Origin of the sequence: Carboxydothermus pertinax (assembly GCF_001950255.1) — a bacterium.
In the GTDB taxonomy this organism is placed as follows: domain Bacteria; phylum Bacillota; class Z-2901; order Carboxydothermales; family Carboxydothermaceae; genus Carboxydothermus; species Carboxydothermus pertinax.
On the sequence record NZ_BDJK01000015.1, the window covers coordinates 71,779 to 95,444 of the forward strand.

General features: G+C 36.7%; 22 protein-coding genes, 1 tRNA gene and 1 other annotated feature. Of the genes, 19 read left to right on the forward strand and 4 right to left on the reverse strand.

The features are described 5' to 3' along the window. The first annotated feature begins 11 nt into the window (after positions 1-11). Together cpu_RS05650 and cpu_RS05655 are read left to right on the forward strand one after the other, a co-directional pair. Positions 12-671 (forward strand): DUF2225 domain-containing protein, encoded by a 660-nt coding sequence (locus tag cpu_RS05650; protein WP_075859069.1) that lies wholly within the window; start codon positions 12-14, stop codon positions 669-671. Between the two features lie 61 nt (positions 672-732). Further along, the gene (locus cpu_RS05655; protein ID WP_075859070.1) at positions 733-2,592 is read left to right on the forward strand and encodes a methyl-accepting chemotaxis protein; all 1,860 of its coding nucleotides are present in this window, start codon (positions 733-735) and stop codon (positions 2,590-2,592) included. Between the two features lie 536 nt (positions 2,593-3,128). Here the strand turns inward: cpu_RS05655 and cpu_RS05660 are convergent. Then, a tRNA-Ala gene (locus tag cpu_RS05660) sits at positions 3,129-3,204 on the reverse strand. A 140-nt stretch (positions 3,205-3,344) separates the two neighbouring features. Next, positions 3,345-3,671, forward strand: a binding site (T-box leader). A 36-nt stretch (positions 3,672-3,707) separates the two neighbouring features. On the opposite strand from cpu_RS05660, the gene cpu_RS05665 reads away from it, so the two are divergent. The 4 genes from cpu_RS05665 (at position 3,708) to cpu_RS05680 (ending at position 6,277) form a co-directional block, all read left to right on the forward strand. Beyond that, positions 3,708-4,139 (forward strand): hypothetical protein, encoded by a 432-nt coding sequence (locus cpu_RS05665; protein WP_439951470.1) that lies wholly within the window; start codon positions 3,708-3,710, stop codon positions 4,137-4,139. Positions 4,140-4,150: 11 nt separating this feature from the next. Beyond that, positions 4,151-4,687 (forward strand): prephenate dehydratase domain-containing protein, encoded by a 537-nt coding sequence (locus cpu_RS05670; protein WP_075859071.1) that lies wholly within the window; start codon positions 4,151-4,153, stop codon positions 4,685-4,687. A 92-nt stretch (positions 4,688-4,779) separates the two neighbouring features. After that, positions 4,780-5,865, forward strand: a complete 1,086-nt coding sequence (fbp, locus tag cpu_RS05675; protein ID WP_075859072.1) for a fructose-1,6-bisphosphate aldolase/phosphatase — start codon at positions 4,780-4,782, stop codon at positions 5,863-5,865. A gap of 79 nt (positions 5,866-5,944) precedes the next feature. Then, positions 5,945-6,277 carry a helix-turn-helix transcriptional regulator gene (locus cpu_RS05680; protein WP_077177190.1) on the forward strand — a complete coding sequence of 111 codons (333 nt, stop codon included), beginning with the start codon at positions 5,945-5,947 and terminating at the stop codon, positions 6,275-6,277. Here cpu_RS05680 and cpu_RS05685 read toward each other — a convergent pair whose 3' ends face one another. Continuing rightward, the gene (locus cpu_RS05685) at positions 6,278-7,408 is read right to left on the reverse strand and encodes a glycosyltransferase family 4 protein (RefSeq protein WP_075859073.1); all 1,131 of its coding nucleotides are present in this window, start codon (positions 7,406-7,408) and stop codon (positions 6,278-6,280) included. Continuing rightward, the gene (locus cpu_RS05690; protein ID WP_075859074.1) at positions 7,383-8,099 is read right to left on the reverse strand and encodes a 2-phosphosulfolactate phosphatase; all 717 of its coding nucleotides are present in this window, start codon (positions 8,097-8,099) and stop codon (positions 7,383-7,385) included. Before cpu_RS05690 ends, cpu_RS05685 begins: the two co-directional genes overlap by 26 nt. Before the next feature lie 86 nt (positions 8,100-8,185). Between cpu_RS05690 and cpu_RS05695 the strand changes: the two genes are divergently transcribed. From cpu_RS05695 to cpu_RS05705, 3 genes are all read left to right on the forward strand, one after another. Continuing rightward, positions 8,186-9,289 (forward strand): MGDG synthase family glycosyltransferase, encoded by a 1,104-nt coding sequence (locus cpu_RS05695; protein ID WP_075859075.1) that lies wholly within the window; start codon positions 8,186-8,188, stop codon positions 9,287-9,289. A 1-nt stretch (position 9,290) separates the two neighbouring features. Beyond that, complete coding sequence (locus tag cpu_RS05700) at positions 9,291-9,437, forward strand: DUF1540 domain-containing protein (protein ID WP_075859076.1); 147 nt, start codon at positions 9,291-9,293, stop codon at positions 9,435-9,437. Between the two features lie 136 nt (positions 9,438-9,573). Next, on the forward strand, positions 9,574-10,392 hold the full coding sequence (locus cpu_RS05705; RefSeq protein WP_075859077.1) for a methyl-accepting chemotaxis protein: 819 nt from the start codon (positions 9,574-9,576) through the stop codon (positions 10,390-10,392). Here cpu_RS05705 and pabB read toward each other — a convergent pair. Next, positions 10,375-11,736, reverse strand: coding sequence for an aminodeoxychorismate synthase component I (gene pabB, locus cpu_RS05710; protein WP_075859078.1), 1,362 nt, complete (start codon positions 11,734-11,736; stop codon positions 10,375-10,377). The two genes, cpu_RS05705 and pabB, sit on opposite strands and share 18 nt — an antisense overlap. A gap of 210 nt (positions 11,737-11,946) precedes the next feature. Between pabB and cpu_RS05715 the strand changes: the two genes are divergently transcribed. The 10 genes from cpu_RS05715 to cpu_RS05760 all read left to right on the forward strand — a co-directional run bounded on the left by cpu_RS05715 (position 11,947) and on the right by cpu_RS05760 (position 22,466). Continuing rightward, positions 11,947-12,327: a hypothetical protein gene (locus cpu_RS05715; protein ID WP_075859079.1), complete on the forward strand. Its 381-nt coding sequence runs from the start codon at positions 11,947-11,949 to the stop codon at positions 12,325-12,327. 453 nt (positions 12,328-12,780) lie between these two features. Beyond that, positions 12,781-13,818, forward strand: coding sequence for a glycosyltransferase family protein (locus cpu_RS05720; protein WP_075859080.1), 1,038 nt, complete (start codon positions 12,781-12,783; stop codon positions 13,816-13,818). A 22-nt stretch (positions 13,819-13,840) separates the two neighbouring features. Beyond that, positions 13,841-14,614, forward strand: coding sequence for a glucose-1-phosphate cytidylyltransferase (gene rfbF / locus cpu_RS05725; RefSeq protein ID WP_075859081.1), 774 nt, complete (start codon positions 13,841-13,843; stop codon positions 14,612-14,614). 25 nt (positions 14,615-14,639) lie between these two features. Beyond that, positions 14,640-15,728, forward strand: a complete 1,089-nt coding sequence (gene rfbG / locus cpu_RS05730; protein ID WP_075859082.1) for a CDP-glucose 4,6-dehydratase — start codon at positions 14,640-14,642, stop codon at positions 15,726-15,728. Next, positions 15,715-17,049, forward strand: a complete 1,335-nt coding sequence (gene rfbH / locus cpu_RS05735; protein WP_075859083.1) for a lipopolysaccharide biosynthesis protein RfbH — start codon at positions 15,715-15,717, stop codon at positions 17,047-17,049. Before rfbG ends, rfbH begins: the two co-directional genes overlap by 14 nt. Positions 17,050-17,117: 68 nt before the next feature. Continuing rightward, complete coding sequence (locus cpu_RS05740; protein WP_075859084.1) at positions 17,118-18,914, forward strand: thiamine pyrophosphate-binding protein; 1,797 nt, start codon at positions 17,118-17,120, stop codon at positions 18,912-18,914. A gap of 47 nt (positions 18,915-18,961) precedes the next feature. After that, a complete protein-coding gene (locus cpu_RS05745) occupies positions 18,962-19,777 on the forward strand; it encodes an aldolase/citrate lyase family protein (protein WP_075859085.1) in 816 nt (271 codons plus the stop codon). A 14-nt stretch (positions 19,778-19,791) separates the two neighbouring features. Further along, complete coding sequence (locus cpu_RS05750; RefSeq protein ID WP_075859086.1) at positions 19,792-20,670, forward strand: NAD-dependent epimerase/dehydratase family protein; 879 nt, start codon at positions 19,792-19,794, stop codon at positions 20,668-20,670. Positions 20,671-20,687: 17 nt separating this feature from the next. Then, positions 20,688-21,470, forward strand: a complete 783-nt coding sequence (locus cpu_RS05755; RefSeq protein ID WP_075859087.1) for an HAD-IIA family hydrolase — start codon at positions 20,688-20,690, stop codon at positions 21,468-21,470. Positions 21,471-21,485: 15 nt separating this feature from the next. Further along, positions 21,486-22,466 carry a glycosyltransferase family 2 protein gene (locus tag cpu_RS05760; RefSeq protein ID WP_075859088.1) on the forward strand — a complete coding sequence of 327 codons (981 nt, stop codon included), beginning with the start codon at positions 21,486-21,488 and terminating at the stop codon, positions 22,464-22,466. Positions 22,467-23,666 lie beyond the last annotated feature (1,200 nt).

Sequence of the window (23,666 nt, forward strand, 5' to 3'; positions counted from 1 at the left end):
GAGTGATAGCATTGACGCAGGGTCTTTATGCCAAAACCATTCAATGTCCGCTTTGTGGCAGTGAATATAAAACTTTGAAGGTGATGACTTCGGCGTTACGTCCGGCGGGCATGGATGCTGATTTATGTATGCGCTACACTGGATTAAACCCGCTTTATTACAAAGTTAATATTTGTCCCCAATGTTTTTATGCGTTTACCGAAGAATTTAAAGCGGTCCGGAAAAATGAACAGGAGGAATTAAAAAAAGAACTGGCCAAAAATCTTCTACCGGATAACTTTTGGGGGGAGAGGGATTTTACCTTAGCAGTAAAATCCTATGGCCAAGCTTTAAAATGTGCCTTATTTAAAAAAGAAAAAGATAGCACTTTAGGCCGTCTTTGCCATAATCTTGCCTGTGTGTATCGCCTAAATGGCGAGCAAGAAAATGAGGAAAAATATTTACGTTATGCTGTAAACTATTATGAAAAAGCTTTTACCACCGAATTGAACTCAACCGAAAGCTTTACCTTAGCTTATTTAATTGCGGAATTAAGTCGAAGGTTAAAAGATTATGAAAAGGCAGCGAAATGGTTTAGTTATTTAATACAAAATAAAAATTTGTTACCCAAAAAATTAGTAAATTTAGTGCAGGAACAATGGCAGGTTTTGCGGGAAGAGAAAAAGATGTAATAATCCGGGCATGATTGAAATTGCCTAAAAATGTTAAACATTTAGAACCGGGGGGAAGAGTATGCGTTTAAACTCCTTAAAGGTAAAAATTTTTCTCATACTTCTTTTAATGGTAGCCGTACCGTTACTGGTGACGACAGCATTTAATTACTGGGAAGCGCAAAGGGTCTTGTTTAATAAATTAAAAAATACGGCCATGGATACGGCAAAACTTGGCGATGTGGCGATTGATCATTTTCTGGAAGGAATCCAGCGGACTGTGGAAACTTTAGCCCAGGAAGACAATGCCGAAAATTTCTACGATATACCGGGATGTGCCCAATGGTTTGGTAAGACACTAGAAAATACTTTAAAAAATAATCCGGCTATAATGTCAATTTACATAGGTACGGTGCGCGGTGAAATTTACCTTTATCCCAAGCAGCAGTTACCGCCGGGATATGATCCCAGAAAGCGTCCGTGGTATCAACAGGCGCTATCTTCTCCTGGAAAAGCTATTTGGACCGAGCCGTATCAAGACGCTTTTACCGGAAAGACGGTGGTTACCGTAGCCCGGTTGGTTGAAAAAAATGGAAAACCGGTAGGCGTAGTAGCAGCCGATATTTCCTTGGACCACTTTAATAATTCCATTAAGGAGATAAAAGTGGGTAAGACCGGATACCTTTTTGCCATTGACCAAAAGGGTACGGTGATAGCTCATAAAGATCCGAAATTGCTGGGACAATCCTTTGCCAAATATGATTTTGCGCAGAAAATGCTTAAAGAGAATTCTGGATTTTTTAAATATAAATATAATGGCGTTGATAAATACATAGCCTTTTTTACCTCACCGCGTACAGGCTGGAAAATGGCAGCAAATTTTGAAGCAGCGGAAGTTGGCGCTGATACAAAAACTATCTTAAAGGCGGATTTACTTATCTTAATTTTAACCCTTGTGATATTAGCAGTTGTAGCCTTGTATGTAAGCCGTTTTATTAGTAATCCTATTGGACATGTGGTCGAGAAACTTAAACTCATTAGGGATGGAGTACTGACAGTAGCGATTGAAGGAACCGAGCGCGGTGATGAGCTCGGCGTTTTAGCAAAAAGCCTGCAGGATACGGTCGCTGGAGTGGCAGTATTAGTTCAAAAAATCCGGGAAATTGCCTCATCGGTTGCTGCCGCGGCTCAGGAAATTTCGGCCAGCACCCAGCAAATTGCTACGGGTAGTCAGAACCAGACAAGCGAAATTAATGCTATAGCTTTGGAAATGGAATCTTTTGCCGAAAAAGCTTCTAAAGCTGCCGCCTCTGTTACAGAAATGTTAAAACTTGCTGAAGAAACTGTCGCTGCGGCTACTCAAGGTGAAAAAGCCTTAAAAGAAAATTTTAACGGTTTAGAAGAAATAAAAGCAAAGGTTTCCGATTTAGAAAGAAGTGCCCAGGCGATTAACGGGATGTTGGAAATTATTAATGAAATTGCCGAGCAAACCAATCTTTTGGCCTTAAACGCTGCCATAGAAGCGGCCAGGGCTGGCGAACATGGTCGCGGTTTTGCGGTGGTTGCGGAAGAAGTAAGGAAGCTTGCGGAACGTTCTGCTCAGTCTACCGATGAAATCTCTGGAGTGGTCCGGGAAATTGCTGCAGGTATGCAGGTAGCCTTAAAAGCTGTCAATGAAGGTGATCGCCTTGGCAGAGTTGCTTTGGAAAGCTTTAAAGAAATCTTTGGGAAAATTGAGGCTTTAAACGAGCGGATTCGCGAGATTAGCACCATTGCCCAGCAACAATCGGAAGGTAGTGAAAAGGTTGCCAGATCCTTGCAAAACATTTCGGCCATTACCGAAGAAGTTTCCGCCACCATTGAAGAAAACAGTGCGGCTACTGAAGAACTGGCGGCTTCAGCCCAGGAATTGGTGGCTAACGTGGAGAAATTTAAGGTTTAGTAAAACGTTAAATATGGGGAAAATAAAAACCTTGCTTTAACGGTAGGCTTTTTGTGGTGGCAGGTTGGCAGTTTTTAAAGTACCTGGAATTAAAATTTCCCGAGGATGGTTGAGCTTCTAAAGAAGGAAGGCAACTGGTGGGAATTTAAGGAGATAAAAAGTTAGATTAAGTTAAAAAGCATTTACCTAAAAATATCTTGCAAAAATTTGGGATTTAGGTATATAATAAAGCTGAACAAAAAAGTCGGAGAGCCCCTGCCGTAAAAGTGGGGAGCTAAAAAAGTCCATAGGGTAGCAACTGCTACCCTATTTTATTATTTATTACTGGAGGAAAAATATGTTAAATAGTGAAATGTCAAGTAATTCAAATAATATTTACATATGTATTTAAGCGTTGCTGTAACTATAAATTTTTAGAACTAAAATGTGCCGCCTATATTGAAGCAAAACAAGTAATAGTAGAAGCGGCAGCAGGGGATGAAAATAAAAAATAAAAGTAAAAAAACCCGCAAAATTGCGGGTTTTATACTTAGAAATGGTGGACGCGAAGGGACTCGAACCCTCGACCTCCTGAGTGCGAACCAGGTGCTCTCCCAGCTGAGCTACGCGCCCAATGTCTTGATAACTTTTCTGGGCAAATCATATGATATACCGTATTTGTTGTTTTGTCAAGAACTTTGCTTTGGCTGCTGACAAATTCGACTGAAAATGCTTGACATTAATCCTGTCTTGATGTTAAAATTCATGACAAGTAAAAAGCTTTGAAGGGGAAAAGTAGGGTTTTTTAGCTCCAAAAGCGAGCCGGGGAGGGTGGAAGCCCGGCGGTTGCGGAAAATCTGAAGTTCTCCCTGGAGCTGGACGCTGAACCAAGAAGTAGGCGCTCCCGGAGAGTTCCACCGTTAAAAGGAACGGGGTATCGGAAGTTTCCTGTACTCTTAGGGTGGTAAATAAGCCTTTGGTTCCCTAAGCCAAAGGTTTTTTTGTACCTTTTGAGGGAAATTTCCCGTACCTTTAGAGGGGGCAAGTTTTTGCCAAGAAGGGTGGTACCGCGGAAGACGACCCGGTCTTTCGTCCCTTGGGGATGAAGGACCGGGTTTAATTTATTTATGGAGGTGTTGGAATATGGGGTTTTATCAGAACTTAAGAAGGACTGGTGGGAACAACTAACAGGTCAAAAAAGGTTTATGATTTTTGCCGGGCCGTTTAAAGCCGAGGGTAACCGGCAAATATTGCTATGCGAACGGGGGATAAGGACATTTGAAACTATGACCAGAAACACCCTGGATATAAGTGCTGTGCCCCTTTTAAAAAAGCTTACCCCTTATCCGGTGCTGATCGATCCCAGCCATGCGGCCGGGCGCACTGACATAATTCCGGCTCTGGCTAAAGCAGCTGTGGCTGCAGGAGCCGATGGGCTTTTAATTGAAGTGCATCCCGAACCCCAAAAAGCTTTAAGCGACGGTAAACAGTCCCTGGATCTTACTTCTTTTAGCAAGTTTTTGGAAGATTTAAGGCCCTGGCTTTTAGCAGCGGGTAGAAGGCTTTAAGGGGGATGGCGATGCGTACTGGTTATTTAGGTCCACCGGGAACTTTTTCGGAAAAAGCTTTGGCCCTATTAAAACATCCGGTTACCCAGAAAGTCTGGTACCGATCCTTTCAGGATATTGTTAAAGCTTTATTAAAAGGGGACATAGAAAGTGCCCTATTCCCCCTGGAAAACAGCATTTCCGGAAAAGTGGTAGAAGTTGACGACCTCTTAACGACCTTAAAAAATAAACTTATCCTGCTAGAAGAAGTGTTTTTACCCATTACTCCGGGACTTTTTTCTTATACAGCCCGAAACCTGGAAGAGGTAAAGGTGGTTTTATCGCGTCCGGAACTCTGGGAGCAATGCCGGGAGTATTTTCAAGGAAAGCCCGGGCTGAAATTCCTTCCAGCCTTAAGCAGCAGTCAAGCAGCTTTTAAAGCCAAAAAAATCAAAGGGGCAGCATTTATCGCTGATTTAGAATACCGCCAGAAGGCCAGGGTTTTAGGGCTTTTAGTAAATGATCACCGCCCATCCATTACCCGGTTTGGCTTATTTAAAATAATGTAACATAATTTAAGAAAAAGAAGGAATTTTTCGTTTGACAGAGAAATATAGTATAGCATAATAAAAAAATATACTATTCTAAATGGGGGGATTGGATGGGTAAAATCACTGTTACCGTCATTAAAGCGGATGTAGGAGGGTTTGTAGGGCACTCCAGCGTGCACGAGGAGCTATTAGCAACTGCCCGGGAACAGCTGGCTAAAAGTTCCCTTTTGGTGGATTACCACGTAACCCACGTTGGCGATGACATTAATTTAATCATGACCCACCGCCAGGGGGTGGATTCGGAGGAAATCCATAAGTTAGCCTGGGATACTTTTGTCGCCTGTACGGAAGTAGCGAAGAAACTTAAACTTTACGGGGCAGGACAGGACCTTTTGGCGGATGCTTTTTCCGGTAATGTGAAAGGTTTAGGTCCGGGGATTGCGGAAATGGAGTTTACGGAAAGAACCAGTGAACCAATTATTGTTTTTGCTGCCGATAAGACCGAGCCCGGAGCCTGGAACATGCCTTTATATAAAATGTTTGCTGACCCCTTTAATACCATAGGTCTTGTCATCGACCCTAAAATGCATGACGGCTTTAAATTTGAGGTTTTGGATTTAATAGAAAACAAAAAAATTATTTTTAGCACACCGGAAGACTTGTATGATCTACTGGTCTTTATAGGTGCTCCCGGACGTTACTGCATTAAAAGTGTGTATAGCAAATCCGGAGAAATTGCTGCCACTTCCAGTACCCAGCGCTTAAATCTTATGGCCGGCCGGTATATCGGGAAAGATGACCCGGTGTTAATTGTCCGTTGTCAGAGTGGGCTTCCGGCGGTAGGGGAAGCGTTAGAACCGTTTGCCCGGCCGCATTTGGTATCCGGCTGGATGCGCGGTTCCCATTCGGGACCGCTGATGCCGGTGTCGGTGGCCGATGCGACTCCTTCCCGGTTTGACGGGCCACCCCGGGTGATAGCCCTTGGCTTCCAGCTGGCCGAAGGCAAGCTAATTGGCCCGCAGGATTTCTTTGCCGATAGAGCTTACGACCGGGCGCGGGAGATAGCTTTAAGAATTGCTGATTATATGCGTAGCCTTGGCCCCTTTGAACCCCACCGCCTGCACTTAGAAGAAATGGAGTACACCACATTACCCCTGGTCTTAGAAAAATTAAAAGACCGGTTTGAAAAAATCTAAGAAAAAAGTATAAAACCCTTTCCGGTTTGGGAAACTATCCCCAGGAAAGGGTTTTTTATCTAAGAAGGAGGAAAATATTATGGATTTTCACAATCGCGATAATGCTATTGAGGAAAAAATGGGCAGTGCTACTCACTGGTATTTAAACACCAGATCTCCTTATTTTGAAGAGGCCTGGGAAATTGCGGCCGATGGTTTTACCGCCAAGGGCGCTCCCTTTAGCTTTGATCTGGGTTTTAAAGATAAATGCGATGAAATTGGAGTGCCCTGGGAAGCTTTTATCGACCAATTAAAAGCTGGCAAAAGCGATACCGAAATAGCCGAAGAATTAGGCATTACCGAAAAGCTTGCGGAAAACTTGCGCTACCAGTTTGAAAAGTATGGGATTACTGGCGTAACCGGCCAGGATTAACTATTTTAAAAGACTTTGGTACAGTTCAAACATCAGCTTTGCGGTATATTCTTTACTAAAATTTTGGGCGTTTTGCAGAGCCTTTTGAGAAAAATCCTTTCTTACCTCTTCCTGCTCTAATAAAAAGATAACTTTTTCTGCATATTCCTGAAGATTTAAGGAGGTAAGAAAACCATCAACACCTTCAAACACCATTGATTTAGAGCCAAAAGCTTTTACACCCACTGTCGGAAGGCCAGCGGCTTTGGCCTCGGCAAAAACCAGCCCTTGGGTTTCGGTAACCGAAGGAAAAAGAAAAAGGTCGGCGCCGGCATAAAAAAGGGAGACCTCTTCGGGAGCAACCGGTCCAAAAAATATCACTTTATCTTTAAGGCCAAGTTCTTCGGCCTTTTTTTGGTAATGGGGTAATTCCGGCCCTCCGCCAACTATCACGAGAACTACCTCATTTAACTTTAAAGCCACAATTTTAAAACTTTCCAGGAGAAAATCGACGTTTTTTTCCCGGGCAACTCTACCTACAAACAAACAAACTTTTTTGGATACTAAGCCTAGTTTTTCTTTGAGCCAGCGGCGATCGGCTTTAGCAAAAGGCTCAAGGTCAATGCCGGTCGGGATTACAGCACTTCGCGCCTGTAGCCCCTTTTCTTGAAGATACTCCTTTATCGCTTCGGTAGGACAAATTACAGCACTGCATTTATTGGCAAAATCCAGAGTATACCAGGAAGTAACCCATTTGGCTGCTTTCCTGGCTAGCGGAAAATAGTGCACGTATTCTTCATACAAAGTATGATAGGTAAATACTACAGGAATATTTAATTGTCTTCCCGCCTTTTGTCCCAGTCTTCCTAAAAGAAACGGACTATGGACGTGGATTAAATCAACCTTTTCTTCTCTTAACGTTTTATAAATTTTAGGTGAAAAGGGAAGAGCTAAATGAAACTCTTTATTAGTGGGAGCCGGTATGGAATAAAAACGGTAAACGCCCTTTTCTTTTTGATGATTACCGTAGGCAGGGATGAAAAAAATAAATTCAACTCCGCGCTTAACAAGTTCCTCTTGAAATAAATCAATGGAGCGTACCACCCCGCTGACATAAGGATGGTAACTATCGGAAAAGACGGCTACTTTCAATAACAAGCCTCCCTTCGCTGACTCTCCCTACCGGCACCACATCTAAAAGATTTAGACTGGCACAGTACTCTACATCTTTTTGAAAGCCAAGGTTAATAAGTCTTTGACCGTGAAAGGAACGGGTTAAAACTTCCTCCGGTGAATTATTTTGGGCAAGCTTAAGACTAACAAAAGCCTGATCGGAGAGGTATATCTTTTTTTGCTGGGCTAAAAGTGATATGATATAACCGGCTCCAGCAAAATCTTCCAGAGAAAACTGAAAGTCGGTGCCAGAAGGCAGGAAAATTACATCGAGGTTAAGCCTGCCAAGATAATTGGCGACCGCTTTGGCATTAATAATGCTCCCGGCAATAAGATTTTTGGCTTGAGAGGCTTTAGTTAAAGCCTTGGTACCGTTGGTGGAAGAAAGAATAATTGTTTTCCCGCTTAAGTTTTGATATTCCAGGGGAGAGTTACCGAGATCAAAGCCCGGGACTTTAATTCCGCCCCGCTCTCCTCCTACTAATGCTCCGGGAATTTTCTTTTTCAGAGAGAATGCTTCCCTAATGGAGGAAACAGGATAAACCTCTTTGGCTCCCGCAGCAAGGGCGGTGGCAATAGTAGTGGTAGCCCGGAGAACATCTAAAACCACAACAACTTTATCTTCAACGTTTTTTAACTTTTCGGGATAAAATAAAACATCAATTTTCATTTAAGCCTATGCTCCTTTTCCTTTATTTATTATATTTTTAATCTCTTTAACATCACTTATTATACAACATATTGCGGGAGGTTTTTATGAAAATTTTGCTATTAGCCGAGCGATTTGGCCACGGCCATTTAAAAGCTGCCCAAAATTTGCAAAAAGCTTTCAAAGCAATTGACCCGCCCATAGAAGTAGAAGTCCTGACAGCTTTAAGTTTAATAGGTCCCAAAATTGAAGAGCTGGCTTCAGGAATTTATCTTAAAATCCTGGCCCATATCCCGAAAATTTGGGGCTATATTTATGAAAAAGGGCACGATAAAGAAAAAGACCGGCTGCGCTGGCTGGTAGCTTTATTATATAAAAAGCGGCTTTCGGAAATAATTGAAGAATTTAAACCGGATGGGATAATCAACACTCACGCTTTTCCGGCGATAGCGTTAGATTTTCTTGGCTTAAATAATTATGCCACGGTGATTACAGACTACGACTACCACGCCTTTTGGTTGACGGAAAGAGCCCGGTTTTATTATGTGGCGGCGGAAGAAATTGCAGATAAATTGGTAGCCAGAGGTTATTCCAGGAATAGGGTTTACGCCTTTGGACCACCAATTGATCCGTTGTTTGGCGAGGAGATAAGTAGGCAAGAGGTCAGAAGAAAGCTCCAAATAAACGAAAACAGTAAAGTTATTTTATTGATGGGCGGCGGACTTGGTCTTGGTCCCATGGCGGATGCTGTAAAAATACTGATGGGAACTAAAAAAGAATGGGTAATTATTGTCTTATGCGGACACAATCAAAGACTGTATAAGGAATTACTGGCTTTAAAACACCCAAACTTAGTACCGGTGCCCTTTACCCCAAAGGTACCGGAGTTTTTGGCGGCAGCCGATTTGGTGGTGACCAAGCCTGGAGGGCTTTCTACCGCTGAGGCTTTAGCGTTAGGAAAACCATTAATAATTATAAATCCCTTGCCTGGCCAGGAAAAAAGAAACGCAGAATTTTTACAGAAAAAAGGGGCAGCTATCTTTATTAAAGATTTAGCGGAACTAATTCCGGCAGTAACCTCTTCTTTACTAACGCCTGCCTACCAACGACTAACCCAAAATGCTGCCAAACTTGGGAAAAAAGACGCTTCGCTTAATATCGCCAGGCATTATTTACGAAATATCGGGCAAAATATATCCGGAGGTGATTAAGATGGCACAAATTTCTTGCCGGGTAGAAGAATGCCGTTATTGGGAAAATGATGTTTGTACCGCGAACTCCATTCAGGTTCGTTCTTCCGGAACCCGCAAAGTCAGTACCAGCGATGATACTGCCTGTGAAACCTTCATAAGCAAATAATACCTTTTAAGGACGGTTCTAAGAAAGCTATTAATAGAACCGTCCTTTTTATTAATATATCCCCCCACTATAATTGTTGAAATATTTGCAAAAATGTGAGAGTATAAAAGAAAAAGAGGAAAAATGGGGGGCAAAAATGAGACTTTTAGATGCTTACTTAAAAGTTGCGGAAAATTTAAAGGAGCTATTGGGGGATGAGGTGCTGGTAGTGATTGCCGATTTAGAAAATTATATTTGGTACAGGCCAGCGGTGGATATTGATTTAAACATTTATCCCGGAATGCCGGTGCCATCCACCTCCGTTTCCCGGAGGGTGATGGACACCAGGAAAAGGGTGGAAACGTACGTTCCGCTGGAAAAGAGCGCTTTTGGGAAGCCGTATGTAGCTAAAGCCATGCCCATTATCGAAGATGGGGTGTTACAGGGAGCAATTGCCCTGGTTACCAGCACCGAAAAGCGGGATTTAGTCCAAAGGGCGATTGGGGAATTAGAAAGCAGTATCAAAGAAATTAACAAGGCTGCGGAAGAATTATCCAGCTCCGCCACCAATTTTTCCGGCGAATTTGCAGCCCTTGCCCAAAGGGCTGGGGTGATCAGTAACGATGCTAACGAAATCCGGCAGCTGGTGGATTTAATTAATAGCATTGCCGATAAAACCCATATCCTCGGGTTAAATGCGGCGATTGAAGCAGCCCGGGTGGGTAACCAGGGTAAGGGGTTTGCGGTGGTGGCTGAAGAAATTAGAAAGCTTGCCCAGCAATCCAAGTTTGCGGTCAAAGATATTGCCGGGAAAATTGAGAAAATTTTAGGAGAAATTCTTGCACTGGCTCAATCTATTGAAGAATTTTCCGGATTGAGCGAAGAGCAGACGGCAATTTCGGAAGAACTGCACTCTACTTTAAACAATTTAGAACAAATGGCAAGGGAGCTTTCAAGATTAGCCGAGAAATTTTAACGCTTTCATCAAGGCATAAGCTTTATCCAGGGTTTCCAAATATTCTGCGGTGGGGTCTGAGTCCACCGTTATTCCTCCGCCTACGCCAAAGTAGGCTTTTTTGTTTTTTACCAGAATTGTTCTAATAACGATATTTAAATCCATATCGCCGTTTACGTCAATATAACCGATGCAGCCGGTGTAAATTCCCCGCCGAAGACCTTCCAGCTCCTCGATAATTTCCATGGCCCGGATTTTAGGCGCTCCGGTAATGGAGCCTCCCGGAAAGGTTGCAGCCAAGAGGTCGATAGCGTATTTATCTTCGGCAAGCTCGGCGGTAACGGTGGAAACCAGATGGTAAACGGTAGCGTACTGTTCGAGGACGTACAGTTCCGGTACCTTTACCGTGCCTACTTTGGCTACTTTGCCCAGATCGTTGCGCTCCAGGTCTACAATCATGGTTAACTCCGCCCGGTCTTTTTGGCTATTGTACAGTTCATCTCGAAAAGCTAAGTCTTCAGCAATGGTCTTCCCACGCGGGCGGGTACCTTTAATCGGTCTGGTCTGCACTTTACCGTTTCTAAGTTCTAAAAACCGCTCCGGCGAAGAACTGAGGACGGAGAACTCCGGGTAATGGAGATAGGCTGCAAAAGGAGCGGGATTAATCTTTCTTAAATACTTATAAAGCTCCCAGGGGTCTCCTGTAAAGTCAGCGGTAAAGCGCTGGGAGAGGTTTACCACAAAAATATCACCGGCTTTAATGTATTCAATTGCTTGCCGGACAATTTCTTCGTAACTTTCCCGGGTGAAATTAGAATAAAATTCTCCCGCCGGAGGATAAAACGGAAGTTTAACTTCGAAATCCCGGGATTTTTCGATGTATTCTACGAGCTCTTTTAATTTATCTTCCCGGTAGCTTACGGCGTAGTACCGGCCGTTTATGTGGTCGACTGCTACGAAGGTATCGTAGTAACCGAGGTAAAAGTCATAAAGATTTAAATCATCGATGGCGGTGCTGGGTAAAACTTCGAGCATCCGACCCAGGTCATAGGCAAAATACCCCACAAGCCCGCCTTTAAAGGGAAGCGGCAGGCTTAAAGCGGGTTTTTTTATTTCGGCTAATAAGGACTTTAGAAAAGAAAAGGGATGGGTATGTAACTTTTCTTCCCGGTTGTCATAGGACTTAATTATAAGATTTCCCAGACTTTTAACGGTAAACTCCGGATTAAAGCCCAGGAACGAGTAACGACCATAGGTACTGGGGGAAAGGGCTGAATCGAGAAAAAACCACTCTTTTTTGGGAAAAACCTCAGCTAATGCTATAAGATCAAATTTTGGAACTTCAATTATCTGAAAATCTGTCATATTATTCACCGCTTTCCCAAAGATTGGGGGAATTTATGGGATAACCATAATTATTTAGCCTTTTTTCAGGGAATTTGTCAAGCAAAAATCCGGATAACAGCAATAATTTTAAGAGGAATTTACCGGGAAAAGCAGAAATAGATTAAATAACAAATTGTGGTAATGGTGATAAATAATGAGATTTAACTTTTTAAAATGAGGGGGAATAGGATGATCTGGATAGTGGTGAATAATTACCTTCATGATTTGGCTACCGGGCTTTTACTAACGGCGGTCTTTACCCTTTACCTCGCCCGTCGGCTCTGGTGCGACTGCATCTTAACCTTTTCCCAATACCGAATATTTTTCCGCTATTTAAGCCGGGTTTTTTTTATAGCTGCCGGGTTTGTTATCTTGGCAGGCATCCCAAGGGCCCTTTATTTTCGTGATGTAGAACTTATTCCGATGATTAAGAAGGACATGGTCTTACTGTTATGGGTCAAACATGGCTTACTTCTTTTAGCGGTAATCGGTAGTGTCGTCATGTGGTATCGGCTAAGTAGAGATTTCTACGTGGCGCTGGAGAATCGGTGGTTGAATATAAAGATGTAGTTGGAATATTACGTCTTTGGCGAAAATCTACGATATCTGTCGAAAACTCCTGCTTTTTTGTTAGCAGGAGTTTTTGGTTTTTTTGTCGAATTGTTATTTTTAGTGTTGAGGGAATTATTTACATGTTTTAGTTAACATATTTAGTTGTTAATATACTTTTTTAACTTTATTTTTACCATCAAATATCATTTTGGTTTTTTTATATGAGATACACTCAATTTTATGGATGATTATTCTTTCAAAGATTGATTTAAGTTTAGCTTATCCCATGCTGTCTTTTGGGCTTATATTGGTTATGGTGATTTCGTAATTACTTCATTATGAGGCTGTTTCCCTTCAGAGGTGGATTGGGTTTGTTTTAATTTGTGGGTGAATAGTAATAATAATGCTAGTTAGGAAGGAGTAAGACTTTTTTAATTGTAAGTGATGACTGAAAATTATGAGGGATAAAAAATGAATAAAATATATGCTAATTTAAAATTTACAATTCTTACATCAACGATTAATAGCAAAGAATTCAATGCTAGATGGAATGATGATAAATTTTATTTATTTAAAAAAGCTAAAACAGTATTAAAAAATAATACGATTAGGACACTTATTAGGAAGATGATAGAAAAAAAGGTTTTTAAACTCGGGGGACATAGTGCGGTTACAAGAAGTTTATTAGACGGATTATCAAAAATAAATAATATCAGTTTTAACTATAATCCAAAGTCTGTTAATGAATTAAATGAAATATTAGTTGTGTTAAGTGGAGTAGATGCATTAAAGCAAGGTATTTATTTTAAAGAAAAAGGTTTTGTAAAATTTTTAATTGCTGGTCCTAATATTGTTGTAAGAAGCAATGATTATGCAAGTGTTTTAGGTAATGAAAACGTTGATTTATGTTTGGTTCCATCAGAATGGGTAAAAGATTTTTATATTGAAGATTTACCATCATTAAAAGAAAAAATTGAAATATGGTATGCAGGTGTTGATGAAGAATTTTGGAACCCAAATATTTTTAAAAGTAAAGTTAAAGATAGAGTACTTATTTATATAAAAAATTATGAAAAAGATTTAATTAGTGAAATAGAAAAGATATTAAAAAAATCTAATTTTAAATATCAAAAAATAATCTATGGGTATTATGATAAAAAGCAATATCGTAATTTATTAAGTAAAAGTTTATTTATAATTTTTATAAGTAAAAGTGAAAGTCAGGGAATTGCATTAGCCGAAGCTTGGGCTATGAATGTTCCAACATTGGTTTGGAATCCTGGTCAAAATATAATTGGTGGCAAACCTATATTTACCAGTTCCAGCCCTTATATTACTTCCCAAACAGGTTTAGTTTTTCGTAATATTGAAGAATTTGAACAAATAATACAGAATATATTACTAAAATTAAATGAATTTTCACCAAGAGACTGGGTTTTAAAAAATATGACAGATAAAAAATCTGCAGAGCTATTTATAAGCATCATTAAACAATATTTAAACAAATAATGTATTTGGGGGATTAAAAGTCATGAAAGTAGTAATTTTAGCTGGAGGATTTGGTACGCGAATAAGTGAGGAGTCTCATCTAAAACCAAAACCAATGATTGAAATTGGTGGAATGCCTATTTTGTGGCATATAATGAAAATATACTCTTACTATGGTTTTAACGATTTTATTATTTGTCTTGGCTATAAGGGCTATTATATTAAAGAATATTTTGCGCATTATTACTTGCATGGATCGAATGTTACTTTTGATTTTAGATATAGTAACCAGATGATAATTCACGACCATAAGGTAGAACCCTGGAAAGTAACGTTGGTGGATACGGGAATTGATACCATGACTGGTGGAAGAATTAAAAGAATTCAACCTTATATTGGTAATGAGACTTTTATGTTGACGTACGGCGATGGAGTTGCAGATGTTGATATTAACAAATTAATTCAATTTCATCGAAAACATAAAAAAATTGCTACTGTTACTGCGGCGCAACCAAGTGGCCGTTTTGGAGCATTAAATATTGAAAATGATGAAGTAATTAGCTTTATAGAAAAACCCCAAGGAGATGGAGGCTGGGTTAATGCTGGGTTTTTTGTATTAGAGCCAGAAGTATTTAATTATATAGAAGGAGATCAAACTATTTGGGAAAAAGAGCCTCTTGAGACTCTAGCGAAAAATGGTCAGCTTATGGCTTATAAACATTATGGATTTTGGCAGCCAATGGATACTATGCGGGATAAAAATTTATTAGAAGAACTTTGGAAAAGTGGCAAAGCACCCTGGAAGCTTTGGGAATAAATATCTTTAAAGAGGAGTAGCAAAAATGATAGATAAGAATTTCTGGAGGGGCAAAAAGGTTTTCATAACAGGTCATACAGGATTTAAAGGCTCCTGGTTAACGATCTGGTTATTAAAACTTGGAGCTGAAGTTACGGGATATGCTTTAAAACCTCCGACAGACCCCGCGATGTTCGAAATTTGTAATTTGGGGACAAGATGCAATTCAATTTTGGGGGATATTCGTGATTATCGTTTTTTAAATGAAACTATCAAAGAAATCGAACCTGAAATTATTTTTCATTTAGCAGCACAACCTATTGTCCGTGAGGCGTATTACAATCCCCTTGAAACTTATGAAGTAAATGTAATGGGAACTGCAAATTTACTTGAAGCAGTTAGAAATAACCCGTCAATTAAAGTTTTAGTAAATGTTACTACTGATAAAGTTTATGAAAACAAAGAATGGCCTTGGGGTTACAGGGAAACTGATACTATTTGTGGTGTTGATCCATACTCAAATAGTAAAAGCTGCTCTGAATTGGTAACTTTTGCTTACCGAAAAACTTATTTTGAGTATCCTAAAATTAAAAAATATATTGCGACTGCTCGAGCAGGAAATGTAATTGGTGGCGGGGATTTTGCTAAAGATCGTATTGTACCAGATTGTATAAAAGCACTTTTTACAAATAAAAAAGTGATTATCAGAAATCCTAATGCTATTCGGCCGTGGCAACATGTTTTAGATCCTCTTTATGGCTATCTGTTGCTTGCGGAAAAATTATATAAAGAAGGCGATAAATTTTCAGGAGCTTGGAATTTTGGCCCTGAGGAAAAAGATGCCAAAACGGTTGAATTTCTTACCAAAACTATATGTAAAAAATTAGGAAAAGAAAATTTTTATGAGTATGATAACAAAAAAAATCCACCTGAATCAATATTATTAAAGCTCGACATATCTAAGGCAAAGCATTATTTAAAATGGCAACCAGTTTGGGATTTTAATGTAGCTCTAGAAAAAACACTGGAATGGTATATAGCGTTTTATAAAAAAGAAGAAATGTATTCCTTTACCCTCAAGCAAATCAATGAATTTGAAAAAGATTTAATGGAGGTAGGTTATGACGATAAGTAATGAAGAAAATAAATTAAAAGAAGAAATATTTCATCTGGTTAGAAGGTATTATCAAATAAAACATCGCATAAAAAGTTTTGAGCCTGGAGATTATATTCCATTTGCCGGAAGAGTTTTTGATGAAAATGAAATTATTAATGCTGTTGATGCTGCGTTAGAATTTTGGTTAACTGCCGGTAAATATTCCCAGCTATTTGAAGAAAAGTTATCAAAGTTTTTGGGAGTGAAGTATGTTTCGCTTACAAACTCTGGTTCGTCTGCAAATTTGCTTGCATTTATGGCTTTAACTTCTCCCAAATTGGGGGAAAGAAGAATTAAACCAGGAGATGAGGTTATTACGGTTGCCGCAAGTTTTCCCACAACCGTAAATCCGATTATTCAATATGGGGCGGTTCCTGTATTTGTTGATATTTCAATTCCTACTTATAATATTGATGTGGAGCAAATGAAAAAAGCACTTTCTAAAAAAACTAAAGCTGTAATGGTAGCCCATACTTTAGGAAATCCTTTCGATTTAAAGGAAGTAAAACAATTTTGTGATGATAATGGTTTATGGTTAATTGAAGATAATTGTGATGCTCTTGGCTCCAAATATTTCCTGGATGGTGAATGGAAATATACCGGAACTATTGGTGATTTAGGTACATTGAGCTTTTATCCTGCTCATCATATTACTACTGGAGAAGGTGGTGCGGTTATTACTAATAATATTACATTGAAAAGAATTGTTGACTCGTTCAGGGATTGGGGTAGAGATTGCTGGTGTGCACCGGGAAAGGATAATTCCTGTGGAAAACGTTTTAGTCAGCAACACGGAGATTTACCCTTTGGGTATGACCATAAATATGTTTATTCTCACCTCGGCTATAACTTAAAAATGACTGATTTACAAGCTGCAATTGGTGTGGCTCAAATGGATAAACTTGATTATTTTATTCAAAAGAGGAAAGAAAATTGGAAGTTATTAAAGGAAGGTCTGAATGATTTAGAAGAATATTTTGTTTTACCAGAACCAACAGAAAATTCCGATCCAAGCTGGTTTGGGTTTATGATTACAATTAGAGATAAGAAAAAATTAACGCGAAAATATTTAGTTGAAAAGTTAGAAAATTGTGGTATACAAACCCGTATGTTATTTGGAGGAAATTTGTTACGGCAACCTTGTTTTATAGAATTAAAAGTAGAAAAAGAGTATAAAGTGGTTGGAGACTTAGTAAATACTAACTATGTAATGAATAATTCTTTTTGGATAGGAGTTTATCCAGGGATTACGGAAGAAATGATTAAATATATTGTTCAGCAAATCAAAAAAATAATTTAAGTAGCTATAGATATATAGATGTTGTAAAAATTGCTCTAAAGGTCAATTATAACTAGGGAGGTAAAAAAATGATAAAGGTTTCCGATTTTGTAATTAAAAAATTATATGAACATGGAATAGAAAATGTTTTTTTAATTTCAGGCGGCGGGGCAATGCATTTAGTTGATTCTGTTGGGAAAAACAAAAAAATTAAATATATTTGCTGTCATCATGAGCAAGCGTGTGCAATGGCTGCAGAAGGCTATTTTCGAGCTTCGGGGAAAATGGCTGCTGTTATTGTTACAACGGGGCCAGGCGGGACAAATACTATTACGGGTTTAATTGGTGAGTGGTTGGATTCGATACCGGTTCTCTACATTTCTGGTCAAGTAAAAACTGAAACTACAATTAAAAAATATAGTGGAATTGGGTTAAGACAACTTGGGGATCAGGAAATAAATATAATTGATATAGTAAAACCTGTTACTAAGTATGCTGTGATGATAGAAAAACCTGAAGAAATAAAATATCACTTAGATAAAGCAATATTCATTGCGAAAGAAGGAAGGCCTGGACCTGTATGGATTGATATTCCTTTAGATATACAAGGAAGTTATTTAAATGAAGAAAAATTAATTAATTATGAGCCGCCAAAAGTAAATATTAATATAAGTGAAATAAATTCGAAAGTGGAAAGAATAATTAACGAATTATTGCAGGCAAAAAAACCGGTTATTATTGGTGGTCATGGCGTTCGTTTAGCAAATGCACAACAAGAGTATTTAGATTTGATAAAAATATTAAAAGCACCTGTTTTATCTACTTTTAATGGTTTTGACCTTGTACCATCAAATCATCCATTTTATGTTGGACAAATTGGGACTATTGGTTCCAGGGCAGGAAATATAGCATTACAAAACGCTGACTTTGCTCTCTTTATTGGTACACGTAATAATATACGTCAAGTTGGTTTTAATTGGAAAGATTTTGCAAGGAGAGCGAAAAAAATTGTGATTGATATAGATGAGGCAGAACTAAAAAAACCAACAATTGTTCCTGATATTGCTTTATTATCTGATGCAAAAGTATTTTTGCAAATTATTTTAGAAAAAATAAAAAATTATAATATTCCTGATTGGAGCAAATGGCTAGCATGGTGTCTTGAAAAGAAAAATAAATATCCAAATGTTTTAGAGGAATATAAAAATATTAAAAAATTTATTCACCCATATTATTTTATAAACACATTAAGTAAAGTATTAAAAAATGATGAAATAGTAGTAACGGGGAATGGAACTGCTTGTGTCGTATATTTTCAAGCTGCGGAAGTAAAAAATGGGCAGAGAATATTCTGGAATTCTGGCTGTGCTTCAATGGGTTATGATTTACCTGCGGCGATAGGTGCTGCGATTGCAAATCCGAGAAAAAGAATTATCTGTTTAGCTGGTGATGGAAGTATACAAATGAATATTCAGGAGCTTGAAACAATACGGTATTATAATCTTCCAATAAAAATATTTGTCCTTAATAATAATGGTTACCATTCTATAAGACAAACTCAAGATAATTATTTTAATGGTCATTATGTAGCCTGTGACCCTAAAACAGGAGTAGGATTGCCCGACATAAGAAAAATTGGAAGGGCGTATGGCTTAAAAACACATCTACTTTCAAACCACAGGGGTTTGAAAGAAAAGTTAACAAAAATACTTAACGAAAAAGGAGGTAGTTTGACTGAAGTTAAATTGACAGACAATTATATATTTGCTCCAAAACAATCTTCAGTTAAGTTAGAGGATGGACGTATCATTTCAAAACCACTTGAAGATATGTATCCTTTTTTAGATCTTGATGAAATGAAAAAAAATATTTTTAATTTAGATTAAAATAAAAAGTACTATGTTTTAAATTTTTTCAGAAAGAGGGGTAAATAATGAATAGTTTGGAGAAAAGAATGGTTGATGTTTTAAAGGATTTAAAAGAAAATCATTATGTAGTTGGTGTAAAAGCTGAATTTGAAGCTGAAGGGACAAGACTTGAAGAAGCTTTAAGATTAAAAGAAGTAGTAACGAAAGCTGGTTTGGAATTAACTATTAAAATTGGTGGATGTGAAGCTTTAAGGGATTTATATGAAGCTCGAGTAATAGGAGTGAATAGAATAGTTGCTCCTATGATCGAATCGGCCTATGCCTTAAGTAAATTTTTAAAAGCTGTTGAGTTAGCATTTCCGCAAGATGAAATAAATGATGTTTCATTTTTAGTAAATATTGAAACGATAGATGGTTATAGAAGATTTAATGAAATGTTACAATTGCCTAATATCCATAAATTAAGTGGAATTGTTCTGGGGAGAGTTGATATGACAGGTTCGTTAGGTTTATCACGTGAGGATGTTAATTCGGAAAAAATTCTAAATATTGCTCAAGAGCTTTTTACCATGGCAAAAAGTAAAGGCTTAGAATGTGTAATAGGGGGTGGAGTTTCAAAAGAGACTATTGATTTTATTAAGAAATTACCTGCAGGGCTTGTTGACCGTTATGAAACACGAAAGGTAATTTTTCAGTGTCCTGGAGCTTTAAATGAAAATGCTGATAAAGGAATTTTAAAAGCTGTAGGCTTCGAATTGATGTGGCTAAAAAATAAACGTGATTATTATGGTTTAATTTATCAAGAAGATGAAGATAGGATTAAAATGTTACAAGCTCGTTATGAAAAATTAATTATTGAAGCTGGAGGGTATTACGAATAAGGAGAGAGCTTGCAATGAAAATATTCATCACAGGTGGAACTGGATTTATTGGAAGGAATTTAGTTGAAAAGCTTTCAAAAACATACTTTGTATATGCACCCTCAAGAAAAGAATTGGATTTAACGGATGAGGAAAAAACTCGTAAATTCATAAAAGAGAATAAATTTGATGTAATAGTTCATTGTGCAACGAAACCAGGACATAGAAATGCAAAAGATCCAACTAATATTTTTTATACGAATGTGTTAATGTTTTTAAATATTTTAAAAAACCATGAATATTTTGGAAAATTAATATTTTTAAGTTCAGGTGCAATTTATGATCAACGCTTTTATAAACCTAAAATGACTGAAGAATATTTTGGAGAACATATTCCGGTAGACGAAACAGGTTTAAGCAAATATGTTTGTGCGAAATTATTGGAAAATTTACCAAATTCAGTTGAATTACGGCCTTTTGGTGTGTTTGGTAAATATGAAGATTATGCAATTAGGTTTATTTCAAATGCAATTTGTAAAGCAATTTTTGACCTACCAATTACTATTAAGAAGAATAGAAAATTTGATTACATATTTATTGATGATTTAGTAAATATAATAGAATATTTTATTTTAAACAACTCTAAATATAAAGCATATAATGTAACTCCTGATAATTCGGTGGAACTTTTAGAGATTGCACGTAAAATTTTACAAATTTCAAAAAAGAGTTTGCCAATTATAATTAAAGAAAACGGTATGGGTATTGAGTATAGTGGAAATAACGAAAGATTAAAAAAGGAAATACCTGATTTAAAATTTACTGAAATCGATATGGCTTTAGAAAAACTTTATTATTGGTACTTGGAAAATAAAGATAAGATTGATTACAATTTACTGTTGGTTGACAAATAAGATTGCGTGGTGTAAGAATGAATAATAAAATTAAAGCATTAGTTTTTGATATTGATGGGACAGTATCTTATGGCAATAAAATAATTGATGGATCATTGGAAGTTTTTAATTGGTGTAAAAAAAAAGGATTGAAAGTTTTATTTTTATCAAATAGCTCAAAAAATTCTAGAAACAGCATATATAAAAAACTAATAAATATGGGTTTTGAGGTTCAAGAGCATGAAGTAATGAATTGTTCATTAGCAGCGGTTTATTATTTTCAAAGAAAAAAAATTAACAAAGTATTTGTTTTTGGTAGTGATGAGTTAAAAATGGAACTTCTGAAAAATGGTATACAGGTTTTAGAAAACCTTAATTTGACAAAGTATATTTTATTGGGGTATATGGAAGATTATACTTTTAAAGATATTATTACGATTTCAGATGAAATTTATTTAGGAAAAAGAGTTATTGCTTGTAATAAGGATAGAAATTATCCAACAGAGGAAGGTATCTTAAAGCCGGCGTTAGGGGCTGTAGTTTCTGCAATTGAGTTTTCTACCGATAAAAAGATAAAATATATAGGAAAACCAAATAAATTTATTTTAGAGATATTATTAAAAGAAAATAATTTAAATTTTAATGATGTAATGATTGTAGGTGATTGTTTTGAAAGTGATATAAAGCTTGCAGTAAATATTAACGTACCTGCAATATTTATCAGTAATAATTGTGAAAAATCAAAAATAAATTATAATTTAAATAATGTTATATGTTCAAATAGCATCACAGAAATTATAAATATTTTAAAAGAGTATTAAAAACTGGTGATTATAATGTTAAAAATAGATGATATAAAATTAGAAATATTTGTATTGACTTATAATAGGGCTAAATATTTAGATGCGACATTAAAAAGTATTGTTAATCAATCTTACAAAAAATTTAATATAATAGTTTTAGATAATAATAGTACGGATGAAACCGAGTTAATAGTAAAGAAATACCAAAATTTACATGACATAAAATATATTCGAAATGATTTAAATATAGGTGTTGTTGGAAATTTTTTAAAAGCAAAAGAACTGGCTTCAAAAGAATTTGCCATGATTTTTCATGATGATGATATTATGCATCCTGAATATGTGGAAACAGCTTTAAAATTATTAGAGCAAAATAATGATTCAGTTTTTCTTGGAGCTGCAATGAGTTTTGAGTTAGAACCAGATTTTGAATTTCAAAAAAATAATGCTAAAGCAAAAATTTTATCTCAAAAAGATTTTGCTTCGTTATTGTATAGAGGTTTTCCTTATCATTATGCTTCAACTGTATTTCGGACAAAATTTTTAAAAAAAGCAAAAGTGGAGTTTAAAAAATATGGAAAATTATCTGATCGTCCTGTTTTAATAAACCTGTTGCAATATGGAAAAGCTATTGTATTATTAGAACCTTATATAAAATATAGATTGCACCCTGAACAGGATAGCCAAACTAAAAGTTCGGGGCCATTTTTAAGTGAAATTATTGAATTAAATAAATTGTATAAAAGTATATTAGGTGACAGTGTTTTTAACAAATATGGTAGATCCTTTTTACTTGCCAATTATATTTATATTAATCAAAGCTTTAAAGAATTATATCAAACAAAAAAACTCAAAACAAAAATTGATTATCTCAATACTTTTATTAAAAATGAAGCATCTTCTTTAAAAGCAATTTTAATTGGATATTTTATTGAAGCATTACCTTATAGGGTGTATAAAATAATAAAAAATGTAAAGAAGAGAAAGCAAAAAGTTAATTTCATAATTTTATAATTCAATTTTCGTACCTTGAAAATAATAACATTATTAAAGAAAATTTAGTGATATTAATAGAAAAAACCTTTCTGTTTGGTAAAAAGGAGGTGCCCAAACTAACCATAAAACCTAAACAGAAAGGTGCATCTATAAGTTACAACACAATTTTCTGCCTGAGAAGTGTGCAAAAAGAATTTTTAAGATTTTTTAATCTTAAAGATTGGGCAACTATTAAGAGATGATTGAATACGAAAAACTTTGTGTACTTCTTGTTTGGCAATTTTTCAATTAATTTTCTAATTATTATTGGACGCATTGTTTGTGTTTTTTAAATATTACTAACTCTTGGCTGGTCAGATGGCTATAGTTTTGTATCTATTGATTTTACTTTGTTACGTTCTGTTAAAAATGATAACCGCTTATGTGAAAAACGTTAGGGTATAGATAAATATAAAAATGGTTATTAGTGTTGAGTAAAAGACTTAACTCCTAAATTGATGTAGTTATTCAAATGTTTGATAGAGCTTTACTTACTGAGTTTTTCGCGGATTCTGCGTTTATGGATAGTAGATCACTCGTGTTCCAGTGCTTTGGGCATTAAAAGCCTGGGGTTTTTACATTATTGGTATGGTGAAGCATCTAAAACAATCTTATATTTTCTAAACACTTTGACCTTGCAAAGAAATATATGCTAAAGAGTCTTAGAATCCCAAAGCTAATATTTTGGGTTCGGTCTTAGTTTACACAACCTGTGGACTGCCCCTTAAGATAGTTTTTGTTCAAAATCGGAACAAACGCCTGGAGTAGCTTGCTATTTTTAAGACTGACGATCCTTAGTTTAGATAATACAGAAATTGTATGTATTTATAGTATGCGTTGGAATGTAAAGAATTTCTGTAAAACATCAAAGTCTTTTCTGAAGCTTGGTCAAGAATTTTAAGGATGCTCGTTCGATATGCTCGTTAGACACCATTTTCGTTTTTATTCGCCTAATTATTCCTAGAATGGGAACGTAGACAAAATAATGATAATCGTTCGCATGGTGCCTTGTTATTTCTTTCTGGCGATGAAGTAAAGATATGGATTATTTATAAAATTGTTTTATGGTTGCTAATATCTCATTTTTTGGGAATGTAAATAGTTTTGTGTAAATGGTTTTTACCTAACTAAAATGGCAATACTTTAAATAGCTTTACCTGCCAGGAGGATAGGGCAATG